At 66.4% G+C, this 22429-nt stretch carries 21 protein-coding genes and 1 pseudogene; all 22 read right to left on the bottom strand.

What is annotated here, in order from left to right; genetic code table 11:
- Positions 1 to 10: 10 nt before the first annotated feature.
- Positions 11 to 937: a transglycosylase SLT domain-containing protein gene (locus QZ613_RS10420; protein ID WP_291982299.1), complete on the bottom strand. Its 927-nt coding sequence runs from the start codon at positions 935 to 937 to the stop codon at positions 11 to 13.
- Between the two features lie 221 nt (positions 938 to 1158).
- Positions 1159 to 1776: a c-type cytochrome gene (locus QZ613_RS10415; protein ID WP_291865995.1), complete on the bottom strand. Its 618-nt coding sequence runs from the start codon at positions 1774 to 1776 to the stop codon at positions 1159 to 1161.
- Positions 1777 to 1894: 118 nt separating this feature from the next.
- Positions 1895 to 2554, bottom strand: a complete 660-nt coding sequence (locus QZ613_RS10410) for a putative metalloprotease CJM1_0395 family protein (RefSeq protein WP_291982297.1) — start codon at positions 2552 to 2554, stop codon at positions 1895 to 1897.
- A gap of 148 nt (positions 2555 to 2702) precedes the next feature.
- Positions 2703 to 5849 carry an efflux RND transporter permease subunit gene (locus QZ613_RS10405; protein ID WP_043563173.1) on the bottom strand — a complete coding sequence of 1049 codons (3147 nt, stop codon included), beginning with the start codon at positions 5847 to 5849 and terminating at the stop codon, positions 2703 to 2705.
- Positions 5850 to 5864: 15 nt separating this feature from the next.
- Entirely contained in the window at positions 5865 to 6983 is a 1119-nt protein-coding gene (locus QZ613_RS10400) for an efflux RND transporter periplasmic adaptor subunit (RefSeq protein WP_291982295.1), read from the bottom strand.
- Between the two features lie 183 nt (positions 6984 to 7166).
- The gene (locus QZ613_RS10395; protein ID WP_291982293.1) at positions 7167 to 7316 is read right to left on the bottom strand and encodes a PIN domain-containing protein; all 150 of its coding nucleotides are present in this window, start codon (positions 7314 to 7316) and stop codon (positions 7167 to 7169) included.
- Positions 7317 to 7427: 111 nt separating this feature from the next.
- Complete coding sequence (locus tag QZ613_RS10390) at positions 7428 to 7706, bottom strand: DUF1272 domain-containing protein (RefSeq protein WP_291982291.1); 279 nt, start codon at positions 7704 to 7706, stop codon at positions 7428 to 7430.
- On the bottom strand, positions 7699 to 8283 hold the full coding sequence (locus tag QZ613_RS10385; RefSeq protein WP_043563169.1) for an isochorismatase family protein: 585 nt from the start codon (positions 8281 to 8283) through the stop codon (positions 7699 to 7701). The genes QZ613_RS10390 and QZ613_RS10385 overlap by 8 nt, the downstream gene beginning before the upstream one ends.
- Before the next feature lie 92 nt (positions 8284 to 8375).
- Positions 8376 to 8693, bottom strand: a complete 318-nt coding sequence (locus tag QZ613_RS10380) for a pyrimidine/purine nucleoside phosphorylase (protein ID WP_043563168.1) — start codon at positions 8691 to 8693, stop codon at positions 8376 to 8378.
- Positions 8690 to 8899 carry a DUF2788 domain-containing protein gene (locus QZ613_RS10375; protein WP_043563167.1) on the bottom strand — a complete coding sequence of 70 codons (210 nt, stop codon included), beginning with the start codon at positions 8897 to 8899 and terminating at the stop codon, positions 8690 to 8692. Before QZ613_RS10375 ends, QZ613_RS10380 begins: the two co-directional genes overlap by 4 nt.
- Before the next feature lie 19 nt (positions 8900 to 8918).
- Positions 8919 to 10147, bottom strand: a pseudogene (locus tag QZ613_RS10370) (argininosuccinate synthase).
- 57 nt (positions 10148 to 10204) lie between these two features.
- Positions 10205 to 11140: an ornithine carbamoyltransferase gene (gene argF / locus QZ613_RS10365; RefSeq protein ID WP_043563163.1), complete on the bottom strand. Its 936-nt coding sequence runs from the start codon at positions 11138 to 11140 to the stop codon at positions 10205 to 10207.
- A gap of 12 nt (positions 11141 to 11152) precedes the next feature.
- Positions 11153 to 12325, bottom strand: a complete 1173-nt coding sequence (locus QZ613_RS10360; protein ID WP_043563161.1) for an aspartate aminotransferase family protein — start codon at positions 12323 to 12325, stop codon at positions 11153 to 11155.
- 369 nt (positions 12326 to 12694) lie between these two features.
- Positions 12695 to 13450: a zf-TFIIB domain-containing protein gene (locus QZ613_RS10355; protein WP_043563158.1), complete on the bottom strand. Its 756-nt coding sequence runs from the start codon at positions 13448 to 13450 to the stop codon at positions 12695 to 12697.
- Positions 13451 to 13630: 180 nt separating this feature from the next.
- Positions 13631 to 13864, bottom strand: a complete 234-nt coding sequence (locus QZ613_RS10350) for a DUF3567 family protein (RefSeq protein WP_043563156.1) — start codon at positions 13862 to 13864, stop codon at positions 13631 to 13633.
- Between the two features lie 38 nt (positions 13865 to 13902).
- Complete coding sequence (gene clpB, locus QZ613_RS10345; protein WP_043563154.1) at positions 13903 to 16482, bottom strand: ATP-dependent chaperone ClpB; 2580 nt, start codon at positions 16480 to 16482, stop codon at positions 13903 to 13905.
- Positions 16483 to 16618: 136 nt separating this feature from the next.
- Positions 16619 to 17083: a molybdopterin synthase catalytic subunit MoaE gene (gene moaE, locus QZ613_RS10340; protein ID WP_043563153.1), complete on the bottom strand. Its 465-nt coding sequence runs from the start codon at positions 17081 to 17083 to the stop codon at positions 16619 to 16621.
- Position 17084: 1 nt separating this feature from the next.
- Complete coding sequence (gene moaD / locus QZ613_RS10335; RefSeq protein ID WP_291868367.1) at positions 17085 to 17336, bottom strand: molybdopterin converting factor subunit 1; 252 nt, start codon at positions 17334 to 17336, stop codon at positions 17085 to 17087.
- Positions 17337 to 17365: 29 nt separating this feature from the next.
- On the bottom strand, positions 17366 to 18571 hold the full coding sequence (gene glp, locus QZ613_RS10330; RefSeq protein ID WP_291982289.1) for a gephyrin-like molybdotransferase Glp: 1206 nt from the start codon (positions 18569 to 18571) through the stop codon (positions 17366 to 17368).
- Positions 18558 to 19085 (bottom strand): molybdopterin-guanine dinucleotide biosynthesis protein B, encoded by a 528-nt coding sequence (mobB, locus tag QZ613_RS10325; RefSeq protein ID WP_291868363.1) that lies wholly within the window; start codon positions 19083 to 19085, stop codon positions 18558 to 18560. Before mobB ends, glp begins: the two co-directional genes overlap by 14 nt.
- Positions 19082 to 20416: a hypothetical protein gene (locus QZ613_RS10320; RefSeq protein ID WP_291982288.1), complete on the bottom strand. Its 1335-nt coding sequence runs from the start codon at positions 20414 to 20416 to the stop codon at positions 19082 to 19084. Before QZ613_RS10320 ends, mobB begins: the two co-directional genes overlap by 4 nt.
- Positions 20416 to 22398: an ATP-dependent DNA helicase gene (locus QZ613_RS10315; RefSeq protein ID WP_291868358.1), complete on the bottom strand. Its 1983-nt coding sequence runs from the start codon at positions 22396 to 22398 to the stop codon at positions 20416 to 20418. The genes QZ613_RS10320 and QZ613_RS10315 overlap by 1 nt, the downstream gene beginning before the upstream one ends.
- Positions 22399 to 22429: the final 31 nt, after the last annotated feature.

Below are 22429 nucleotides of genomic sequence, written 5' to 3'. Positions count from 1 at the left end.
ACAGCGCGCATCACCCGCAGCAAGGAAGATCGGCACGCTTGTCGGCCACCCCGCCGGGATGCGGCGAGCGCGCTGCGGCCGGTGCCTGCCGGGCAACGCCGGGCTGTTCGCCGGGCGATGCACCGGCAAAGTAGAGAACACGCCGGACATACTGCCGCGTCTCCAGGCACGGATGCGGAGGCACGGCGCCGCAACGTCCGACGCTTCCCGCCCCCGCGTCGTAGGCCGTGGCCATCGAACGCCAGTCACCGGCGAAGCGCTCGTGCAGCCGGCCCAGATACGCCAGAGCGGCGCGAATGTCCTGCTCGCCGTCGACGATGCGGGGGCCGCCGGAGTTCTGCCGCGCAGCTGTGGCGAGCTGCATCACGCCCTGTGCGCCGCCTTCCGGAACGACGGCGGGATCGAGGTTCGACTCGACCAGGGCGATGGCCAGCGCCAGACGCTCATCGACCTTGTACTGCCGCGCGGCGCTACGGATCGACGCGGCAATCTTCTGCCTCGCTCGCGGCTGCCGGGACAGGTAGGCTTCGATGTCGAAGGACTGCGTGTGCAGGCCAGCGGCGAAGGCGCCGCAAGGGTCGCCGAGAAGCACGTTGTCGACGCGTGGATCGTAGTACTGGAGCGCCTGCGTGTTGCCGAGGCGGGTCGCCAGGGCGAGATAGGAATTGGCCAGACCCGGGTTGCGCAGGGCACCGGGCGCGCTGGCCAGCACACGGCCGACGTGGAAGAAGCCTTCGCCACTGCCCATCGTTCCGGCGTCGCAGTAGAGCGCCATGGCCAGCATCAGGTTCTTGCCGATGCCTCTCCCCACTTCGGCGGCCTGCGCCTGGGCCAGCGCGGCCTGCACGCGTGGCGTCTGAACGTCGCCGTCGGCCCGCGCCGGCAGACCATGAAGCCCGGTCGCCAGAAACAGCACCAGCAATGCGCTTCGCCTCATCTTCTTTGCCCCTGCTCGCCCAGCTCACGGCCGTCGTCCGCGGTCTCGCCCGCGGCGCGAGGGTGGCAGCGCGGTTGCCGGTCACGGCGAGCCGCTGCCTACGGACAAAGTCTCTCAGCTCGGGCGTGCGCGGCACAGGAACTAATGCGCACTGGGAACATTGCCGGGCAGTGCCCGGCATTCGCGGACCCTGTCAGGCGTTCTTCCCGCCCGCCGAGCGCCTACTGCAGGGTTGCGATGTACTCCGCAACCGCGTGCGCCTCGAGTTCGGTGAGCTTGGCGGCAACGGTATGCATGACGGCGTTGTCGTTGGTGCGTTCACGGGTGTTGAACTGCTTGATTTGGTCTTCGATGTAGCGTGGGTGCTGCCCGGCCAGGCGCGGCAATTGCGGCGTCCCATAACCCTTCTCGCCATGACAACTGGCGCAGGCCGGCAGGCCCGAGAAAGGATTTCCCTGGCTGAAGATATACAGGCCGACACCCAGCAGCGCCGTATCCCGCGACGTTTTTGCCGGCACGCTCTTGCTCTCGAAGAAGACGCCCAGTGCCTTCATCTCGGCCGCCGTCAACTCTGCAGCCTGCGGCTTCATGGTCTCGCTCTTGCGCTTGCCGCTCTTGAAATCGGCCAGCTGCTTGCTGACATACTCGGCATGCTGCCCGGCCAGGCGCGGGAAGACGACGCTCGCCGCCTCGCCTTCCTTGCCGTGACAAAGCGAGCACCGCTCGACGACGATCTGCTGCGCACGTGCCTGATCGGCATTGCTGTCCGCCTGCACGGGCAGCGCCGACAGCGCCGCCAGGACGCCCGCCGCGAGCAGGGTGCTATGTTGGTAAGCCAATTGATTTCTCCTCCGCCAGCACAGACTGTGTGCACAGTGGCTGGATACTAATTCGCCGGCGTCTGCTTTTCAATCGCCCCGAACACGGCGGCGCGCAGTGCGCCCGCGGGCGGGCCTGTCAGGCGAAGGCGCGGAATCCCGCGGATTGGGAAGCTGCCGAGGCGTCGCCGGCAGCGGCCACCGACTCGTAGGCGGCGGCCGCGGCACCGATGCGTGACTCGCTTTCCTGCGCCGGCGTCTGGTTCTGCGCACGTTCCTGGGCAGCCAGCTGCAGGCGCGCCACGCTGGCCATCTGTGCGGCCATCGCCGCGACCTTCTGGTCCTGCGACGACGGATCGGCCGGCGCCAGCGCCGCGGCACGAATCTGCTGCGCCTTGGCGATCGTTTCCTCGGGATCACCGGCGGGTGAGGTGTCGATGCCTACTTCGCCAGCGACGGCGTAGCGCTGATTGTCGGGACCAACCTGGTGGGTGAATGTCGCGCTGCCGGTCAAACCGGCCCCCGCCGCCATGTGCGCCAGTTCGTGCGCGCGCACCTGGCGGTCGGTGGCGCTGAGCTGGTCGATCAGGCGCAGGTCTTCCGGGGAAAGCGCACCCGCAGCACTGGTGGTGGCGATGGTCTTGCCCGCGACAGCACCCGTTTCGGGCGCCGGACTGGTTGCCGCGGATCGACCCGCTGCGCCGGGTCGCCCAGCCTCGGTGGCCGCCGCTTTTTCGGCCGGCTCCGGTTCTTCACGGGCGGCAACGCGACGAGTTCCCTGGCCGGGCGATACGACCATGCGGAGAACTGAAGCCTGCGAAGCAGCGACACTGGTGACCACGACAACCTCGGACCGCAAACGACAACGTTGTGACTATAGACCCAAGAGGCGTCGTTCGCCAACCGGCCTGCCGGCTGCCGTGCCGCTCTCGTCTGGCGCGCCGCGATCAACCTCGCCGAACGCGCGCCAGCCATCGCCGCAGAAGCGAGCCTCCGCACGGCGACTTCCGACGTTCGCCCATGAAAGCCAGATAGAGCAGCGGGACGGCGAACAGGGTCAGCGCGGTCGAGAAGGTCAGCCCCCAGACGATGCTCGAAGCGACCGGCCCCCACAGCAGGCTCTTGCCGCCGAGGCCGAAAGCCAGCGAGAAGAGGCCGCCGATGGTCGTCGTGGTGGTGATCAGGATCGGAACGACGCGCCGTCGCGCCGCCTGGATCAGGGCGTGCATGCCACCCATGCGCGTCATCCGCCCGTTGGCCGCGTCGATCAGGACGATCGCCGAGTTGACGCCGATGCCGGTCAGCGCGATCACCCCGTACAGCGTGTACAGCGACAGCGGATTTCCCGACAGCGCGAGCCCGAAAGCGACGCCGGTGAAGGCCAGCGGCACGGTCACCAGAATCATCAGCGGCTGCCAGTAGCTGGCGAACTGCGCCGCGAGAATGAGATAGATCAGGCCGATGCCGAGCAGGAAAAGCATCTTCATCGCCGCCAGGCTTTCCTCGATGTCCTCCAGCTCACCGGAAAAATCGAGGCTGACGCCGGGATGCGCGGCGCGAATCCTGTCCCATTCGCCGGCGATGATCGCGTTGGCCGCGGCGGTGTCGGTGAGCGTCTTGTCGAGACTGGCTTCGACGGTGACCGTGCGGCGCAGGTTGTAGTGGCGGATGAAGCCGCGGCCCGGCGTGATCTCCGCTTCGACGAGCGCGCCGAGGCGGCTGATCCGGCCATCCGGCAGGGCAATCGGCTCGTTCAGGAAAGTCGCCGGGTCGAGGCGGCGGGTACGCTCGGAACGCACGCGCACCTCGAGCTTGTCGCCCTCGTCGCGGGTGAAGGCAACCACCTCGCCGTCGACGGCGATGCGCACCTGGCGCGCCAGTTGCGCGGCGTTCAAGCCGGCCTTGCGCAGCGCGTCACGGTCGAGGCGCAGGCTCAGTTGCGGACGGCCGGGGACGTTGTCGTCCTGGACGTCGCGCGCGCCGGGGATCCTGGCGGTGATCTCCTTGAGCGCGTCGGCGGCGGCCTGCAACTGCGCGAAGTCGTCGCCGCGCACCTTGACGCTGATCGCCTTGCCGGCCGGCGGCCCGCCGGAGAGCACGGTGAAGCTCTTGCGGCCGAGACCCGGCACCGCTTCGACGCTGGCGCGCATCGCCTCGACGGTGGCGCTGACGTCGCGCGCTCCCTTGACCAGCGGGTTGAGCGAGACGATCACCTGCCCGTAGGGGTCGCCGTAGAGCGGCTCGGTATCGGTGAACTTGACGCCGGCGTTGGCATACACCGAGCGCGCTTCGCCACCCGTCCCGACGCCATCGAGCTGGCTGCGCACCACCTGCTCGACGGCCCGGGTTTCGGCCAGCGTGTCTTCGAGCGTTGCCGTCGCCGGCATGTCGACGTTCACGTAGATGATCCGGATCGGATCGAAGGCGAAGAACTGCACGCGGATCACGCCGCTGGCAACCAGCGCCACGGCGGCGGCAACTGCGGCCAGAGTCAGCGCCGCGAAGCGCTTCGGCCGGCGCAGCGTGTAGGCCAGCGCCTGCCCGTAGCGCAGGCGAATGCGGCGATTGAAACGGTTGCGCCAGAGCTGCAGAGGCGACGGCCGATCAAGGCTCATGCCGATGGCCACGACATGCACCGGCATCATCCAGAACGCTTCGAGCAGCGAGATCAGCAAGGCCAGGGTAACCACGAAGGGAATGATGAACATGAACTTGCCGACGATTCCCGGCAGCAGCATCAGCGGCAGGAAGGCGGCCATGGTCGTCGCCACCGACGCCAGCACCGGCGCCCAGACCTCGCCGATCGCGTCGAGGCTGGCCTGCAGCGCCTGCTGGCCGCGTTCGATGCGGTAGTAGCTGGCTTCGACGATGACCACCGCGTCGTCGACCAGCAGGCCGAGTGCGATGACCACGCCGAGCAGCACCGAGACATTGACCGTGTGTCCCATCGCCGCCAGCAGGGCGAAAGTGCCGAGCAGCGAAAACGGGATGCCCAGCGCCACCAGCACGCCGATCTTGGCGCCGAGGAACAGCCAGCACACGGCGAGCACCATGATCACCCCGTAGAGCGCATTGGTCTGCATGACGTTGATCGCTTCGCGGGTGGGGATGGTCTGGTCGTCGGCCAGGATCATCTTCAGGCCGCTGGCGGCGAGCACGGCGTTTTCCCCGGCGATGAAGCTGCGCAGACGGTCGACGAGTTCGAGCGTATTGCTGCCGGCTTTCTTGTTGATCGCCAGCGACACGGCATCGCGGCCGTCGGTCGAAGAGTATTGCGTCGCCGGCGCGCGTGCGCGCTCGATGGCCGCCACCTCTTCCAGGCGCGCCGAAACGCCGGGCCGCGACGCCGACATCACCGGCAGCGTCGCCAGCGACCCGGGGTCGGTGACCACGCCCTTGACGCCGACCGACCAGGCGCTCCCCTGCCCCTTCAGCGTGCCGCCGGAAACGTCGCGATACCAGTCGCGCACGCTGTCGGCGATGTCGGTGCTGGTCAGCCCGCGCGCCGCCAGTGCCTGCGGATTGGCGCTGATCAGCAATTCCGGGTCGCGCAGTCCGGACGCGATGACTGTATCGACGCCGCTCATGCGCTCCAGATCGCTCTTGATGCGCCGCGCGTTCAGGCGCAGCGTCTCGTCGTCGGCCTGGCCGACGAGCAGGATCGACGCCGTCGGAAAGCCGTTCGACGTGGTGATCTCCATCACCAGCGGGTCCTTGGCCTCGGGCGGCAGCTCGGATTTCGACTTGTTCTGGATTTCGCGGCGCAGGTCGTTCATCCGCTTGTCGAAGTTGCGCTCGGAGATTTCGCGAAAGCGAACGAGGATCGTCGAGATGTTCTCGCGTGAAGTCGAAATTACGAAGCGCACGTCGGCGACGCCCTTGATGCCGTCTTCGAGCGGGTTGGTGACCAGCCGCTCGACTTCCTCGGCACTCGAACCGGGCAGCGCGGTGATGATGCTCACCCAGTTGAAATTGATTTCCGGGTCCTGCTCGCGCGGCATCGTCAGGTAGCTGAGCAGGCCGAGCAGCAAGACCACGACGAAGGCGACGTTGGCCAGCGGATGGTTCGAGATCAGCGCGCGCAGCAGCTTCATGGTGGGCGGCGCAGCCTACCTGATCGCCGCGCCGTCTTGCAGCGTCGCCTGGCCGCGCACGACGACGCGCGTTTCCGCCGGCAGCTCGACCGCCGCCGCGCGGCCCTCCTGTGCGCCGGGCAGGACGACGAAACGGGCGACCCTGCCCTGCTCGACGAAGACTCCGATTGCGTCGCCACGGCGCACGAGCAGCGGCGCCGGCAGGTAAGGCTGCGGATCGGACCACAGCAGGCGCCCATCGCTGCCCACGGGAACTGGCGGCGGCTGCCCCGCATCGGCGGCGACGAAAGCCAGGCGGACCTCCTGCGTGCGCGCCGGCGCCGATACCGTGCTGCCGACGCGCAGCAGGCGCAGCGGGTAGCGCTGTCCGCGCGTCGCGAAAACCAGGTCGGTCGCGCGCCGCAGTCCGGCGACGTCGGCCGGTGCGATACTCGCGCTCACTTCGGCGGCGCCGGTCTCGGCCAGGACGTAGAGCACGCTTCCCGGCGTCACCGCTTCGCCGGCCTGCGCCAGCCGCTCGACGACGCTGCCCGCAAACGGCGCGCGCAGCGTCGCCTTCGCCAACTGGCGCTGAGCGATCGCCAGCTGGGCGCGATTCGACGCCAGCTCGCTGCGCTTGAGCGCCACCTCGGTTGCACGCTCGACCTGTGCCTCCTGCGAGAAGAAGCCCTGCGCGACCAGCGCCTGCGCGCGCTGGTGCTGCTGCTCGGCCTGCCTGAAGCGCGCCAGCGACGCATCCACGGCCGCCTGCGCCTGCGCCACCGCGAGCCGGAAGTCGACCGGATCGATGTCGACCAGCACCTGCCCCTTATTAACGGCGCTGCCGGCTTCGGCCGTCCAGCGCAGCACGACCCCGCTGACCTCGGCCGACAGCTTCGACTCGTTGCGCGCCATCACGCTCGCCGCCAGTTCGCGCTGCGGGTGGATGATGACCTCGCCGAGCGGCGCGCTCTCGATGATCAGCGCGGTCGCTTTCGTGGCCACGGGCGTGTTCTGGGCCTGCGCCGGCGGCGTTGCCGCGAGGAGGATCAGGAGGGCGCCAAGGGCGGCGGAAAACGCCGCCGCGGGCGGCCGCGTCGGCCCCGCTCGGCGAACGAGCCGGGCAATCGGTTGCTGCAGGTCAATCAGTCTCATGGCTGCCGCCCTGCCGGCGGCGATTAATGTCAGATGAATGGCGATAGAAGCGCCAGCGCAAGAAGCGAAGTATCCTCAGCAAAGGCGCGGCGGTCAAATGGGTCGTTGCCGCCAATCGGCTCTCTCAGAACCGGCCCCGACTTGCCACGCAATCCGGCTACTTCTGCCTTGCGGCGCCGACAGTCACGCGACATCGACCCGCCCTATGCCCAGCAGGTCGGCCGCCTCACACAGGCGGCGATCAGTGCTGGCCAAGCGGGCGTTCAGGCGACGAGCAACGGCCAGGTGCAGGGCGTCTCCAGCGCGCAGGGCAGCGGGCGTCGCGATGAGCACCGCCGCCGTGTTCGAGCCGGCGTTGCAGGGGCAGAAAGGCGCCGCTGTGTCGCCCGTCGAGTCGTCGCCGATCGACGCGGTGGCTGGGCGGACGGGCCGTCAGCAGCGAGATCAGCGCGGAGTGGCGGCCAGCGAGCGCGTTTCGGCGGCCGCGCACGCGAGCGGCTTGACGATGCGTTGCGTCGAAGCCGGATTGTTCGCCAGTTCGCCCGCCGGGCGGACCGGCCGGCGGACCAGTTCGCCGCCGCAGTTGGGGCAGCGCTGCCCGGGCAGCCGCTGCGCTACGCAGTCGGCGCAGAAGGTGCATTCGAAGGAGCAGATCATCGCCTCGGGCGATTCCGGCGGCAGGTCGCGATCGCAGCATTCGCAGTTCGGGCGCAGTTCAAGCATGGACGCCTCCCAGACTGGCCAGGCAGTCGTCGACGCCGACGATGCGCGCGAAGCGCCCGCCGAGTACCAGTTCGGCGTGGGCCTTGATTTCCTGCGCCGAGTACACGCGGCCGCTGACCGGATGCGTCATCGGGAAGGTGAGCGTCGCCTCGCTGACGAAATCGACCTGGTAGCCGATGTCCGACCCCACCCGGGTGGTCGTCTCGCAACATTGTTCGGTCCGGATACCGGCAATGATCAGGCGCTCGACGCCGTGCCGGCGAAGCCACAGGTCGAGGCCGGTATCCGAGAAAGCGTTGTGCGTGTGCTTGAAGAAAGACGCGGCGGGCGAACCCGGCAACCAGTCGAGTCCGCGTACGGCTCCTGACTCCTCGCTGAACGGGCCGGCCTGGCCGACGTGGAAAATGTGCACCACCGGCACGCCACGCGCGCGGCAACCGTCGTCGAGGGCGAGCAGCGCCGCCTTGAACGCGGGCAGGTCCCTCTCCGACCAGTAAGGCATCTGGCGGAAGGACTCCTGCACATCGATGACGATCAGCGCGCTACGGCTGACGTTTTCAATTTCGTGCGCGGACATTTCACGATCTCCGTTGTTGAGCGTGCGGCCATGGTAAGGCTTTCTCCTGCGTGGAGCGATAGCGCCTATCGCCAGCAAACGAACGGAGAGAACTACGCGAAGTGGCAGACGTAGTGAAAAGCGTCTGCGCAGACGATATCGAACGACGAATCGCCGGGTACGGCGAACGACTGGCCTGCGGCGTAGGTTTGCCACTGATCGTTGCCGTCGAGACGGACACGGCACGAGCCGGCGACGCACTCCATGACCTCCGCGGCGCCGGTGGTGAAGGTCAGCGACGAGGGCATGATGACGCCGATCGTCTTGCGGCTGCCGTCGGCCAGGAGCACGGTGTGGCTGATGCACTTGCCGTCGAAATAGACGTTGGCCTGCTTGACCACGCTGACGTTGTCGAACTGCGAGCTGTTCATAATCCCCAGACTTTCTCCATGATCGTCTTGGCAATGAAGCCAAGCATCCCGAAGGACAGGACGAAGAACAGGATGAGCGTCCCTGTCCTCCCGGCTTTCGCTTTCCAGGCAATCTCGCCGACGATGAACAGCATGAAGAGCATGAAGGCACCGATCCCGAAGGTCATGCCAAATTCCGATATCTGCTCTTCCGTCAGCCCAAACATGGCGGGCTCATCTCCAGGATCAGTGTGGGCGATTCGCCAGTTTTGCCGCGATGCGCATGCGTAGCGCGTTGAGTTTGATGAAGCCACCGGCGTCCTTCTGGTCGTACGCGCCGGCGTCGTCCTCGAAGGTGGCGATGGTCGAGTCGAACAGGGAATTGGTTTTCGAATCGCGGCCGACGACGATCACGTTGCCCTTGTACAGCTTGACCCGCACCCAGCCATTCACCGGCTGCTGCGTGTGGTCGATCAGCGTCTGCAGGGCGAGGCGCTCGGGGCTCCACCAGTAGCCGTTGTAGATCAGGCTGGCGTAGCGCGCCATCAGGTCGTCCTTGAGATGGGCGACTTCGCGATCGAGGGTGATCGACTCGATGGCCCGGTGCGCGGGCAGCAGAATGGTCCCGCCCGGTGTTTCGTAGCAACCGCGCGACTTCATTCCGACGTAGCGGTTCTCGACCAGGTCGATACGGCCGATGCCGTGCTTGCCACCGAGCTGGTTGAGCAACGCGAGAAGTTCGTGCGCCGGCATGCGCGTGCCGTTGATCGCCACCAGGTCGCCCTTCTCGAATTCGAGATCGACGTACTCGGCCGCGTCGGGTGCCGCTTCCGGCGACACCGTCCAGCGCCACATCGACTCCTCGGCTTCGGCGGCCGGGTCTTCGAGGTGGCGGCCTTCGTAGCTGATGTGCAGCAGGTTGGCGTCCATCGAATACGGCGAGCCGCCCTGGCGGTGCTTCATCTCGACCGGAATACCGTGCCTCTCGGCGTAGGTGAGCAGCTTCTCGCGCGACAGCAGGTCCCACTCGCGCCACGGGGCGATAATCCGGATGTCCGGCTTGAGTGCGTAGGCGCCGAGTTCGAAGCGCACCTGGTCGTTGCCCTTGCCGGTTGCCCCGTGCACGACGGCGTCGGACGCCGTCAGTCCGACGATCTCGATCATCCGCTTGGCGATCAGGGGACGGGCGATCGACGTGCCGAGCAGGTACTCGCCTTCATAGACGGTGTTCGCCCGGAACATCGGGAAGACGAAATCACGAACGAACTCCTCGCGCAGGTCGTCGATATAGATGTTTCCGGCTTGATGCCGCACTGCAGCGCTTTCGGCCGCGCCGCCTCGAGTTCGTCCCCCTGGCCGACATCGGCGGTGAAGGTCACCACCTCGCATTGATAGGTATCCTGCAACCACTTCAGGATCACCGAAGTATCGAGACCGCCGGAATAGGCCAGTACCGCTTTCTTGACGTCGCTCATGAGATTTCCCTGCTGATTTTTCTGGTTCTGCTGACGATGCTGATCGTGTTGACTCAGCTATTTGGATTCTGGCGTCTCGACCCGGCCCAGAAGCAGGTACTCGAGGAGCGCCTTCTGCGTGTGCATGCGATTCTCGGCCTCGTCCCAGACGACGCTCTGCCCACCGTCGATGACCGCCGCTTCGACTTCTTCGCCGCGATGCACCGGCAGACAGTGCATGAACAGGGACTCGCGTCCGGCAGCGCGCATCATGTCGACGTCGACCTGCCAGTCGGCAAAGTGACGCCGACGCTCGTCGTTCTCGGCTTCGAAACCCATCGACGTCCACACATCGGTGGTCACCAGGTCGGCGCCGCGCGCGGCCTCCATCGGATCAGCGTAGAACTCGAAGTGATCGGTGCCATACAGGCCGGCGCGTGCCGGCTCGACCTCGTAGCCCGGCGGCGTTGACACATGGACGTTGAAATCGAGCACTTCGGCCGCCTGCAACCAGGTGTTGCAGACGTTGTTCGAATCGCCGATCCAGGCCACCGTCTTGCCCTGAATCGGACCGCGATGCTCGATGAAGGTGAAGATGTCGGCGACGATCTGGCAGGGGTGATACTCGTTGGTCAGGCCGTTGATCACCGGCACGCGAGAATGGGCGGCAAAGCGCTCGATCATCGCCTGCTCGAAGGTGCGGATCATGACCACGTCGCTCATCCGCGAAATTACCTGCGCCGCGTCTTCGACCGACTCGCCGCGCTGCAATTGCGAATCGCGGCTGTTCAGGTAGATCGCCGAACCGCCGAGTTGCTGCATGCCGGCCTCGAAAGACAGGCGGGTACGCGTGCTCGCCTTCTCGAAAATCATCACCAGCGTACGGTCGCTGAGCGGCCAGTACTTTCGGTACGACTTGAACTGCCCCTTGATCCAGCGCGAGCGCGCGAAGAGGTGATCGAACTCGGCACGGGTGAAGTCCTTGAACTGCAGGAAATGTTTGACGCTGTCCATCACAGATCTCTATCAGGGGGCGAGAAAATCGCCAATCAGTCCGCCCAGGCGGGTCACCAGTTCGCGCGCGTCGTCGGCGCTGAAGTTCAACGGCGGCAGCAGGCGCACGACCCTGTCGGCGGTGACGTTGATCAACAGCCCGACGTCGAGCGCGCGGAGGACCAGTTCGGCGCAGGGACGATCGAGTTCGACGCCGATCATCAGGCCCTGACCGCGAATCTCGACCACGCCCGTGCAAGCTGCCAGCGCTTGCGCCAGCCCCTCGCGGATCAAGCGCCCGATGGCCACCGCGTTGTCGATCAAACCATCCTCTTCGATGACCGCGATGGTCGTCAGCGCCGCGATCGATGCCAAGTGGTTGCCACCGAAAGTTGACCCGTGCTTGCCGGGCTTGAACAAGCCCGTCGCTTTGCCCCGCGTCAGGCAGGCGCCGATCGGCACGCCGCCGCCGAGCCCCTTGGCCAGCGTCACCACGTCCGGACGGATACCCGCGTGCTGAAAGCCGAACCAGGTGCCGGTACGGCCGGTACCGCACTGCACCTCGTCGCAGATCAACAACCAGTCGTTCTCGTCACAGAGGGTACGCAGGCCGCGCTGGAAATCGACGTCGGCGATATGGATACCACCCTCGCCCTGGACGATTTCGAGCATCACCGCGACGACGTTCTGATTGGCCCTGGCCACCGCCCGAATCGCTTCGAGGTCGTTGTACGGAACACGCACGAAGCCCGAGACCAGCGGTTCGAAACCAGCCTGCGCCTTGCGGTTGCCGGTCGCCGAAAGCGTCGCCATGGTACGCCCGTGGAAGGCATTCTCCATGACCACGATCGCCGGCCGCTCGACATCCCGCCGATGGCCGTAATAGCGCGCCAGCTTGATCGCGGCTTCATTGGCTTCGCAACCCGAGTTGCAGAAGAAGACCTCGTCCATCCCGGCCAGCGCGGCCAGCTTGTCGGCCAGCTGTTCCTGTTGCGGAATGCGGTAGAGGTTCGACGAGTGCAGGATGCGGCCGGCCTGCGCAGCAATCGCCGCGACCAGCGCCGGATGGTTGTGCCCGAGCGTCGACACGGCAATACCCGCCAGCGCATCGAGGTAGCACTTGCCGTCGGTATCGGTCACCCAGCTGCCGTCGCCGTGGCTGAAGGCGATGGGCAAGCGAGCGTAGGTATTCATCAGGTGCGACATGGTTCACCCATTGCAAAGCACTTGAAACTGAAACGGCGGCTCGCGCCGCCGAATTACGAGATGGACGTGATACGCAGTGAAACCAGAATCGGTTGGTTCCGGCGTGCTTTGAAAGGGGTTCGCACACCGTCTTGCAAGGGCATGGATTTTACGGGAAAAAGACCGCCCTGTATAGAAAAGGCGAGCGTTATGAGGAGCGTGCGTGGGGCGGGTGTGACGGCGAGATACGAAACGGAGGCAGCTGCACGACACTCGCCGTTCATCACCCTACGGCAACTGCGCGTACCGCGGCCACGGCAACCCGCCGCCGGTGCGAACCCGGCCACTGGCATGTCATCGTCGTTACTGCGCGTGCAAGTACTCGCTCACTCAGCGCCGCAGCAGCTTCCAGACGGTCTCGATACCGCCGATGACCAGGTCAGAGATGTCGGCTTCGAGGAAGCCCTTGCGCTTTTCCCGCGTCGCCAGCGACTTGGCGCGCTCGTTGGCGAGCAGCGCGTCGGCGACGGCGTTCGGGTTTACATGCTGCTGTCGGCTGGCCTTTTCGCCAAAGTTGTCGAGTGCGTCCTGCACCGCGTCGGGATCGAGAATGACGATCGGCGAACGGCAGTGCGTGCATACGTGATCGCGGCGAATATCGACCGGCGCGCCGCAGCCCGAGCAGCGAATGGTCTGCACCTGCCGCGCCAGCTCGGCGACCTCGACGCCGTTGAGCTGACGGACAAAACCTTTTTCGATCATGAACGCGGCGAAAGCGCTGTAGCGACCGTGGCGCTGCGGGCAGCGGCTGTAGGCAAAGCGGCCGTTGCGCGTGCTGTCGAGCCGATGCATCAGGCGTTCGCGACAGCGCGGGCATTGCAGGATGTCGCGCCAGGGCTGGCGCAGGTCGGCGTGGTGTTCGTGCAGCAGGCGGAACAGTTCGAGAACGCCGGCCGGGGCGAGTTGCGCGCTTTCGAACTCGTCGAACCAGATGCCCTGGCAGGGAAAGCAGATGTCGAGCGAGACGATGCCGTTGAGCTGGCGCTGGAAATGTTGCACCGCCATCGGCGCCTGGCAGCTCGGACACGGTCCGCCGCGCGCCACATGTGCGGGTTGAACAGGTCGAGCATCGCTGAGATCGTTCATGGCATCGAATGCCTGCTGGCTGGTTTTACTCGGGCGGGGCCGTCGCTGCACTCCCCGACTTCTGCTCGGAGCCAGTGCTGCTCGCCGCAGCCCGAAGCGCACTTTCGCGAGTATAGCGGCCAGTCCTTCGGCAGGCGAGCCCGACTCAGAGGGCGGCCGTCCGGCCGCCCTCGCGCGTCCTCAGTGCAGGACGATGGCGCGGGCAGCGCCTGCGCAATAGGTGTCGAGGACGGCGTCGATCGACTCCTCGTCACGCTCGTGGTCGGGAATCTCGTCGAGCGTTCGGCGCAGGGCCCTGGCCACCGAGCCCTGGATGAAGAGGCTGCGACTGGCCGCCTTGTCGACCACCTCGAAACCTTCCTGCACCGGATAAGCGACGATCGCGTAATGCGCACTGTCATAGACGAGGTTCATGATCGCTCCTTATCGCTGCCCTGGGTCATGGCTATAGCCTATACCTTGTCGAAGCGCATGATGCCATTTTCGCATTGCGCACGAATCGTATCGCCGGCGACGAAACGCCCTTCGAGAATCGACTTGGCGAGCGAGTCCTCGAGTTGCGACTGGATCGCTCGCTTCAGCGGGCGGGCGCCGAAGACCGGATCGAAGCCGGCAGCGGCGATCTCGGACAGCGCGCTGTCGTCCACCTGCAGCTGCAGTTCGAGCAGAGCCAGACGCTTTTCGAGGTAGGCGAGCTGGATGCCGGCGATCGCCTTGATATGCTGCTCGTCGAGCGCGTGGAAGACGACGACTTCGTCGATACGGTTGATGAACTCGGGCCGGAAGTACGACTTCACTTCGCCCATCACCGCCAGCTTTATCACCTGGTAGTCGTCGCCAGCCATCTGCTGGATCATCTGGCTGCCGAGGTTCGACGTCATGACCACCACCGTGTTCTTGAAGTCGACCGTGCGACCGTGCCCGTCGGTCATCCTACCGTCGTCGAGAACCTGCAGCAGGACATTGAAGACGTCCGGGTGCGCTTTCTCGACCTCATCGAGCAGGATCACCGAATACGGCTTGCGCCGTACCGCTTCGGTCAGGTAGCCGCCTTCCTCGTAGCCGACATAGCCCGGCGGCGCGCCGATCAGCCGCGACACCGAGTGTTTCTCCATGAACTCGCTCATGTCGACGCGGATCAGGTGCTCGTCGGAATCGAAGAGGAAACCGGCGAGCGCCTTGCACAGCTCGGTCTTGCCAACGCCGGTCGGACCAAGGAAGAGGAAGGAGCCGTAAGGCCGATTGGGGTCGGCCAGGCCGGCACGCGAACGGCGGATGGCGTTGGCCACCAGGCGCACCGCCTCGTCCTGCCCGACGACCCGCTTGTGCAGGCGCTCTTCCATGAGCAGCAGCTTCTCGCGTTCGCCCTGCATCATTTTCGACACCGGGATGCCGGTGGCCCGCGAGACGACCTCGGCGATCTCCTCGGTACCCACCTGATTGCGCAGCAGCTTGTTCTGCTGCCCGCCCTGGTTTGGCTGTTCCGCCGCTTTCAGCTGCGCCTCAAGCTGCGGCAACCTGCCGTACTGCAACTCGGCCACCTTGTCGAGCTTGCCATCGCGCTGCAGGCGAACGAGTTCGATCTTGAGTTTGTCGATCTCTTCCTTGATCTGCGCACTGCCCTGCACCTGCGCCTTCTCAGCCTTCCAGACCTCGTCGAGGTCGTTGTACTCGCGCTCGAGCTTGAGCAACTCATCCTCGATCAGCTGCATGCGCTTCTTCGATGCCTCGTCCTTTTCCTTGCGCACCGCCTCGCGCTCGATCTTGAGCTGGATCCTGCGCCGGTCGAGCTTGTCCATCACTTCCGGCTTCGAGTCGATCTCCATCCTGATCCGCGCCGCCGCCTCGTCGATCAGGTCGATCGCCTTGTCCGGCAGGAAGCGGTCGGTGATGTAGCGCTGCGAAAGCTCGGCGGCAGCGACGATCGCCGGATCGGTGATGGCGACGCCGTGATGCAGCTCGTATCTGTCGCGCAGGCCGCGCAGGATGGCGATCGTCGACTCGACGCTCGGCTCGTCGACCAGCACCTTCTGGAAGCGGCGTTCGAGCGCGGCGTCCTTCTCGATGTACTTGCGGTATTCGTCGAGCGTCGTCGCGCCAACGCAATGCAGTTCGCCGCGAGCGAGGGCCGGCTTGAGCATGTTGCCGGCGTCGATCGCCCCCTCGGCCTTGCCGGCGCCGACCATGGTGTGCAGCTCGTCGATGAAGACGATGATCTGCCCCTCTTCCTGGGCGATTTCCTTGAGCACCGCCTTCAGACGTTCCTCGAACTCGCCGCGATACTTGGCCCCGGCGAGCAGCGCCGCCATGTCGAGACTCATCACTTTCTTGCCCTTGAGCGTTTCCGGGACCTCTTCATTGACGATCCGCTGCGCCAGGCCTTCGACGATCGCCGTCTTGCCGACGCCCGGCTCGCCGATCAGCACCGGGTTGTTCTTGGTCCGCCGCTGCAGAATCTGGATCGCCCGGCGGATTTCGTCGTCGCGCCCGATCACCGGGTCGAGCTTGCCATGACGGGCGCGATCGGTGAGGTCGATGCAGTACTTGGCCAGCGACTGACGCTGCCCTTCGACGTCCTGACTGTCGACCCCTTGTCCGCCGCGCACCGAGGTCACCGCCTGCTCGAGTGACTTCTTGACCAGCCCGTGCTGCTTGGCCAGGCGAGCGCACTCGCCCTTGTCGTCGCACAGCGCGAGCAGGAACATCTCCGAAGCGATGAACTGGTCGCCGCGTTTCTGCGCTTCCTTGTCGGAGACGTTGAGCAGGTTGCCCAGATCGCGGCCAATCTGCACCTCGCCGCCGTGTCCTTCGACTTTCGGCAGGCGGGTGATCGCCTGCGCGAGCGCCGCCTTCAGCGACGCCACGTTGACGCCGGCACGCGCCAGCAGCGGCGAGGTGGCGCCGTCGTCCTGCTGCAACAGGGCGAGCAACAGGTGCTGTGGCTCGATCAGCTGGTTGTCGTGGCCGACCGCCAGACTCTGGGCATCGGCCAGCGCCTGCTGGAACTTGGTCGTCAGTTTGTCGAAACGCATGCTGCACTCCTTCGGAGGTTTATGTTCATGCGCTACAAGTGGGGGCATGCCGGGCTAAGTCAACACCACGGCTGAGGCGATGGCTTATTTCTTGCGTGCCCTGCGCGGCGGGCGGGAAGCGCGGCGCGCGGCTCGGTCAGTCTGCGCCCGGCTCACGCCAGCGTTCGGCTGCCTGGTCGTCGGCGTCGCGGGCGTCCACCCAGCGTGCGCCGGCCGGCGTCACTTCGCGCTTCCAGAACGGCGCGCGCGTCTTGAGATAGTCCATGATGAACTCGCAGGCGGCGAAGGCCTCGCCGCGATGCGCGCCGGCCACCGCGACCAGGACGATCTGATCGCTCGGCATCAGGCGGCCAACGCGATGAATCACCAGCGCGTCGATGATCGCCCAGCGCCGGCGGGCTTCGGCGACGATCTCGGCGAGCGCTTGCTCGGTCATTCCCGGATAGTGTTCGAGGGTCATTTCGCAAACGCCGGCGCCGTCGTTCGTATCGCGCACCAGGCCGACGAAGGACGCCAGCGCGCCGATCTGCGGATTCCCCCGGCGCAGGGCGGCGAGTTCGCTGCCGACGTCGAAATCGGCCTCCTGAACGCGGATGCGCATCTCAGCCACCGGTCACCGGCGGGAAGAAAGCGACCTCGTCGCCCGCACGCAGGGGCGAGTCCGGCCGTGCCATCTGCTGATTGACCGCGTAGCGCAGGTTCTGCAGCGTTGCCAGGCTTTCCCAGGCGCCGCCACGCGCGGCCAGCAGGTCGCGCAAGGCCGCGACATCGCCCACCCCGGCCGGCAGTTCGAGTTCCTCGCTGCCCTGTCCCAGTCGTTCACGCAGACCGGCAAAGTAGAGAATCTTCAGCATCTTCACGCTCTTCGCTGGCGTCGATCGGCTCAACTCAGCAATTCGGAAAACGGTACGAAGCGCACCATGTCACCGCGCCGGATCGCCTGCTGCGGCGGGTTGTCGACCAGGCCATCGCCCCACACCGCCGAAGTCAGCACGCCCGACCCCTGGTTGGCGAAGAGTTCGACGCCGCCATCGGCGTTGATCCTCGCGCGCAGGAACTCGCGCCGCGCATCGGGCCGTGCCCATTCGCCGTCGGCGCGCAAGCGGTAGCTCAGCGGCGCGGTGCGGCGAACGCCCTGCATCTTGAGTACGAAGGGCCGCACCAGCATCAGGAAAGTGACCAGGCTCGACACCGGGTTACCCGGCAGGCCGATGAAGGCTACCTCGCGCTGCACGCCGCGGACCTGACCGAAGGCCAGTGGCTTGCCCGGCTTGATGGCGATTTTCCACATCTCGAGCCGACCTTCGGCTTCGACAGCGGCCTTGACGTGATCCTCGTCGCCGACGGAAACGCCCCCCGAGGTGAGGATCAGATCGCTGTCCAGCGCCGCCGCGCGCAGCGCCTGCCGGGTCGCAACGAGGTCGTCGGGCACCTGCCCGTGATCGCGCACCTCGCAGCCCAGGGCGTCCAGCAAACCGGTCAACAGGAACCGGTTGGCGTTGTAGATCGCCCCTTCCTGCAGCGCCTCGCCGGGCATGCGCAGTTCGTCGCCGGTGAAGAAAACGGCCACCCGCAGGCGCCGCAACACCGGCAGAGAAGCGATCCCCACGGACGCGGCCAGCGCCGTGTCCTGCGGCCGCAGGCGCTGGCCGGCGGCGAGAATCTCGCTGCCCGCGGCGATGTCGCTGCCGGCACGGCGAATGTGGTCGCCAGCTTCGGGCAGATGATTGATCGTCACTTCGCCGGCGACGTGCTGGCAGAGTTCCTGCATGACCACGGCGTCGGCGCCGGCCGGGATCGCGGCGCCGGTGAAAATCCGCGCGGCGCTTCCCGGCTGCAAGGGGCTGCCGACGCTGCCCGCCGGGATGCGCTGCGCCACCGACAGGCGTGTCGGCACCTGGCGGACGTCGGAGACGGCGACGGCGTAGCCGTCCATCGCCGAATTATCGAGCGGCGGCGCGTCGATCGGTGCCCGCTGCGCCTGCGCCAGCACGCGGCCGGCGGCGGCCAGGGTCGGCAGCGAGCTCGCTTCGGCAAGCGCCGACGCCGCGCCCAGCAACTGCGACAGCGCCTGATCAAAAGACAGCATGGCTCGCTCCCCTCAGTTCAACGGTATCGAGAATGTAGCCGACAATCGCCGGCGTGTCGTTCAGGTCCAGCGCCACCAGGCCGGCGGGAAAACCCGGCGGCAGCGGCTGGTCGGAGGCCACGCCGACGATCTGGCGATGCGCCGGCCACAGCGGCGGCTTGCCGTTGGCCGGCCGATAGACCTCCAGCGTCGGCACCGCCTCGTCCTTGAAACCCTCGACGAGAACCAGATCACACGGCGAAAAGCGGGCCAGATATTCGGCCAGCGACGGCTCGCGAGCGCCGCGCAACTCGTTCATCAGCACCCAGCGCGAACTGCTGGCCAGCAAGACCTCGCCGGCGCCCGCCTGGCGGTGCCGGAAAGAGTCCTTGCCCGGACGATCGATATCGAAATCGTGATGCGTGTGCTTGATCACCGAGACGCGCAGACCGCGCGCCGTCATCTGTGGCAACAGCTTTTCGAGCAGCGTCGTCTTGCCCGAACCGGAGTAGCCGGCGACCGCGAAAACCTTCATCGACAGCCTCCGGAAGAATCCTGACAAGACACCGGCAGCACCGCCGCAAAACCGCCACCGCGGGTCCTGAAATTGGTCGTCTGGCCACGGTAGAGGCGTGCGGAAAGCAGCTGTACCTCGCCCCGGTAGACGTAGTTGCGCAGGTCCAGCTTGAAATCCTGGCCAACGCCATCGACCAGCAGGTGGCGCTCGGATGGCGCGACCAGTGCCTGCGCGACGTAGCCGCCGCGCGCGATCTCGGCGAAAACGCGGCGGGTGATCTTGTCGCCCCGATAGGCCGCCTTGCTGCCAAAACCGGCCGCCGGTTTGAAGAACCATTGCTTGCGACTGTTCCAGAACGCTTCGGCCGCGGCTGGCAGGACCTCCTCGGTACGCGGAATACTGCTCGCCAGGAGCCGCCGATCGTGCTCGCCGACGCCGATCTGCGCCAGCCATTGCTCGTCACCGAGCAGCGCCAAATTGCGCTTGTCGGCATACAGCGCGTGCATCTGTGGATGCGGGGTGAGGACCACCGCGTCGGCCAGATAGGCGGCACGCAGCGCTGCATGCTGCGCCTCGGCAAGCGCGAAGTCGGTCAGCCGGTTGTAGACCAGGTCGACGGTCGCGCCGCGACACGCGAGACGCTCGCCGTCAAAGGAAAGCTCTTCCGGGTCGGCAACCACCGTCGCGATGCCATGCGCTTCGAACAACTCGCGGAAGAGCTCGAACTCGGGCGCCAGATACTGCTCGCGGGGGCGGGTATCGACGATCGCGACGCGCGTCAGCGGCTGTTCGGGAGACTTTCCTCGCGCCAGCCGCCACTCCTCGCGAAACATGTTGACGAAAGCCGCCTCCAGCGGACGCGGGGCAGGCATCATTTTCGCCACCGGAGCGCAGCAGGCCCGCTGGGCACGCAAGAGACGGGCGTTGAGCAGTGCCCCGCCGGCATTCGAATTGACCTCGATCAGCTGCGGACCGTCCGGCCCGAGGTGAAAATCGTAGCCGAGGAAGACGCCCGCGGCGGCCGGTGAATGGCGGGCGATGGCCGGCGCGTAGGCGAGCACCCGCTCGCGATACGCGGGCAGCCGCAGCACGCGCTCGAGAGCGGCAATGGTCTGCGCCATGCGCAACAGGTGCGCTTCGCTGACAAAGACGACGCTGTCGGAGAACAGGTGTGGCCGCGTCGCCAGGAGTTCGGCATGCGAGACGCTCCCCTGGCCTTCTTCGAGCGCCCGCTTCAGCGACGGGTGATCGACGGAAATGCACGCGCAGCCGCGATTGAGCCACTCGGCTGCGGCGGCGCAGTCGGCGGGCATCAGCTCGGCCACCGCCGGCGGCAGGGGCGCGGCCATCAACTGCCCGCCACCGCTGGCGAGGCGAAGAAGGCCAGCGCCTCTTCGACATCGCGACTGCGCTTCATCGGTGGCAGGCTGCGCCAGATGCGCTTGCCGTAGGGTTTGCTGATCAGGCGCGGGTCGCAGATCATCAACACGCCGCGATCGCTCTCGTCGCGAATCAGGCGCCCGGCGCCCTGCTTGACGTTGATCACCGTGCGCGGCAACTGATACTCCATGAAGGCATTGCGGCCGGCGCTCTTCATGCGCTCGATGCGCGCCGAGAGCACCGGATCGTCGGGCGGGGCAAAGGGCAGCTTGTCGATGACCACCAGCGACAGGGCTTCGCCGCGCACGTCGACGCCTTCCCAGAAGCTCTGGCTGCCGATCAGGATGGCGTTGCCGAGGCGGCGAAAGCGCTCCAGCAGCTCGTTCTTGCTGCGCTCGCCCTGCAGCAGCAAAGGCAGGTCGAGTCCTGCCCGCTCGAGCTGTTCGCCAAGCAGTTCATGCGTTCGCCGCATCGCGCGCAGCGAGGTGCACAGAAAGAACGCCCGCCCGTGACTGGCCTCGAGCAAGGGAAAGGCGGCCTTGACCACTGCTTCGCTGTAGCCGTGGCTGTTCGGCTCGGGGAGACCTTTCGGCACGTACAGCAAGGCCTGACGCGCGTAGTCGAAGGGGCTCTCCCAACGCGCCGAACTGGCGTCGGCAAGCCCCATCTCGGCGCAGTAGTGGCTGAAATCGTCCTGCACGGCAAGCGTCGCCGAGGTGAATATCCAGGCCCGCGGATGGCCGCTCATCTGCTTTTGCATGATCTCGGCAATCACCAGCGGCGTCGCGTTGAGCTGCAGGCTGTGGCTATGCGTTTCCCCCCAGCGGACGAAATCGGCGTGGGCGCCGTTCTGCCCGCCGTTTTGCCAGTTGCGCACGCGCAGCAGCAATTCGCCGGCACGCCGCCAGCAGCTGTCCAGGCCCTCGGAACGCTGCGCCTGCGTTTCCAGCAAACCGGCCAGCGCTTCGAGTCCGTCGACCACGCCGGCGACGCCACTCTCGAAGCCAGCCCTTCCCTCGAGTTGCAGGAGCGCGAAACGCGCCGGCTCCACCGGCAGCGTCAGACGCAGGTCGCGCGCCGCCTTTTCCAGGCTGGCGCACAGCCCGGGAAGGTCGAGGCAGTCGCGCGCCGACGCCAGAGCAGCGATCTGGGTATCACGAGCCAGCTCGCCGAACTGCGCCGTCGACACGCTCTCGCCGAAAAACAGGCTGGCGATTTCCGGTAGCTGATGCGCTTCGTCGAAGATTACCGTGTTGCACGCCGGCAGCAACTCGGCCGTTCCTTCGTCACGCAGCATCACGTCGGCAAAGAACAGGTGATGGTTGACCACCACCAGGTCGGCGGCCAGCGCTTCGCGGCGCGCCGCCAGGACGAAGCATTCCTTGTGCTGCGGGCAGTCCTGCCCGAGGCAATTGTCGCGCGTCGAGGTGACCATCCCCCACACCGTCGCGTTCTCGGGAACGTCGGCGCAGTCGGCCTTGTCGCCGCTGCGCGTCTGCTTGGCGAAGCGGGCGATGTGCCGCGCATAGGCGGCATCGTCGCGCGACAGGAAACGGCCGTCGGCCAGCGCTCGCTCGAGATGATAGTGACAGAGGTAGTTGGCGCGGCCCTTGAGCAGCGCCACCTTGACCGGCGCCTTGAGCGCCTTGCGGATGGTCGGAATGTCGCGCGAGAAGAGCTGGTCCTGCAGGTTCTTGGTGCCCGTCGACACGATCACCTTGCCGCCCGAGAGCAGCGCCGGAACCAGATAGGCATAGGTCTTGCCGGTGCCGGTGCCCGCTTCGGCGATCAGCACGCTATTGTCGGCCATCGCGGCGGCGATGCGCTCGGCCAGTTCGAGCTGCTGAGTGCGCAGCCGATAGCCGGGAACACCGCTGGCCAGCGGGCCATCGGCAGAGAAGACGTCGGAAAGCAGGGCGGTCATGCGCGGATCGTCGGAAGCAGCGCGCATGCTACCAGAAGCCGGCGCAGCCAGCGCGATT

It is taken from the genome of Candidatus Accumulibacter sp. ACC005 (assembly GCF_907163215.1).
Taxonomy (GTDB): Bacteria; Pseudomonadota; Gammaproteobacteria; order Burkholderiales; family Rhodocyclaceae; genus Accumulibacter; species Accumulibacter regalis.
The sequence above is the reverse complement of the archived record's forward strand: the minus strand, read 5'-3'. Positions and strand labels throughout refer to the sequence as shown.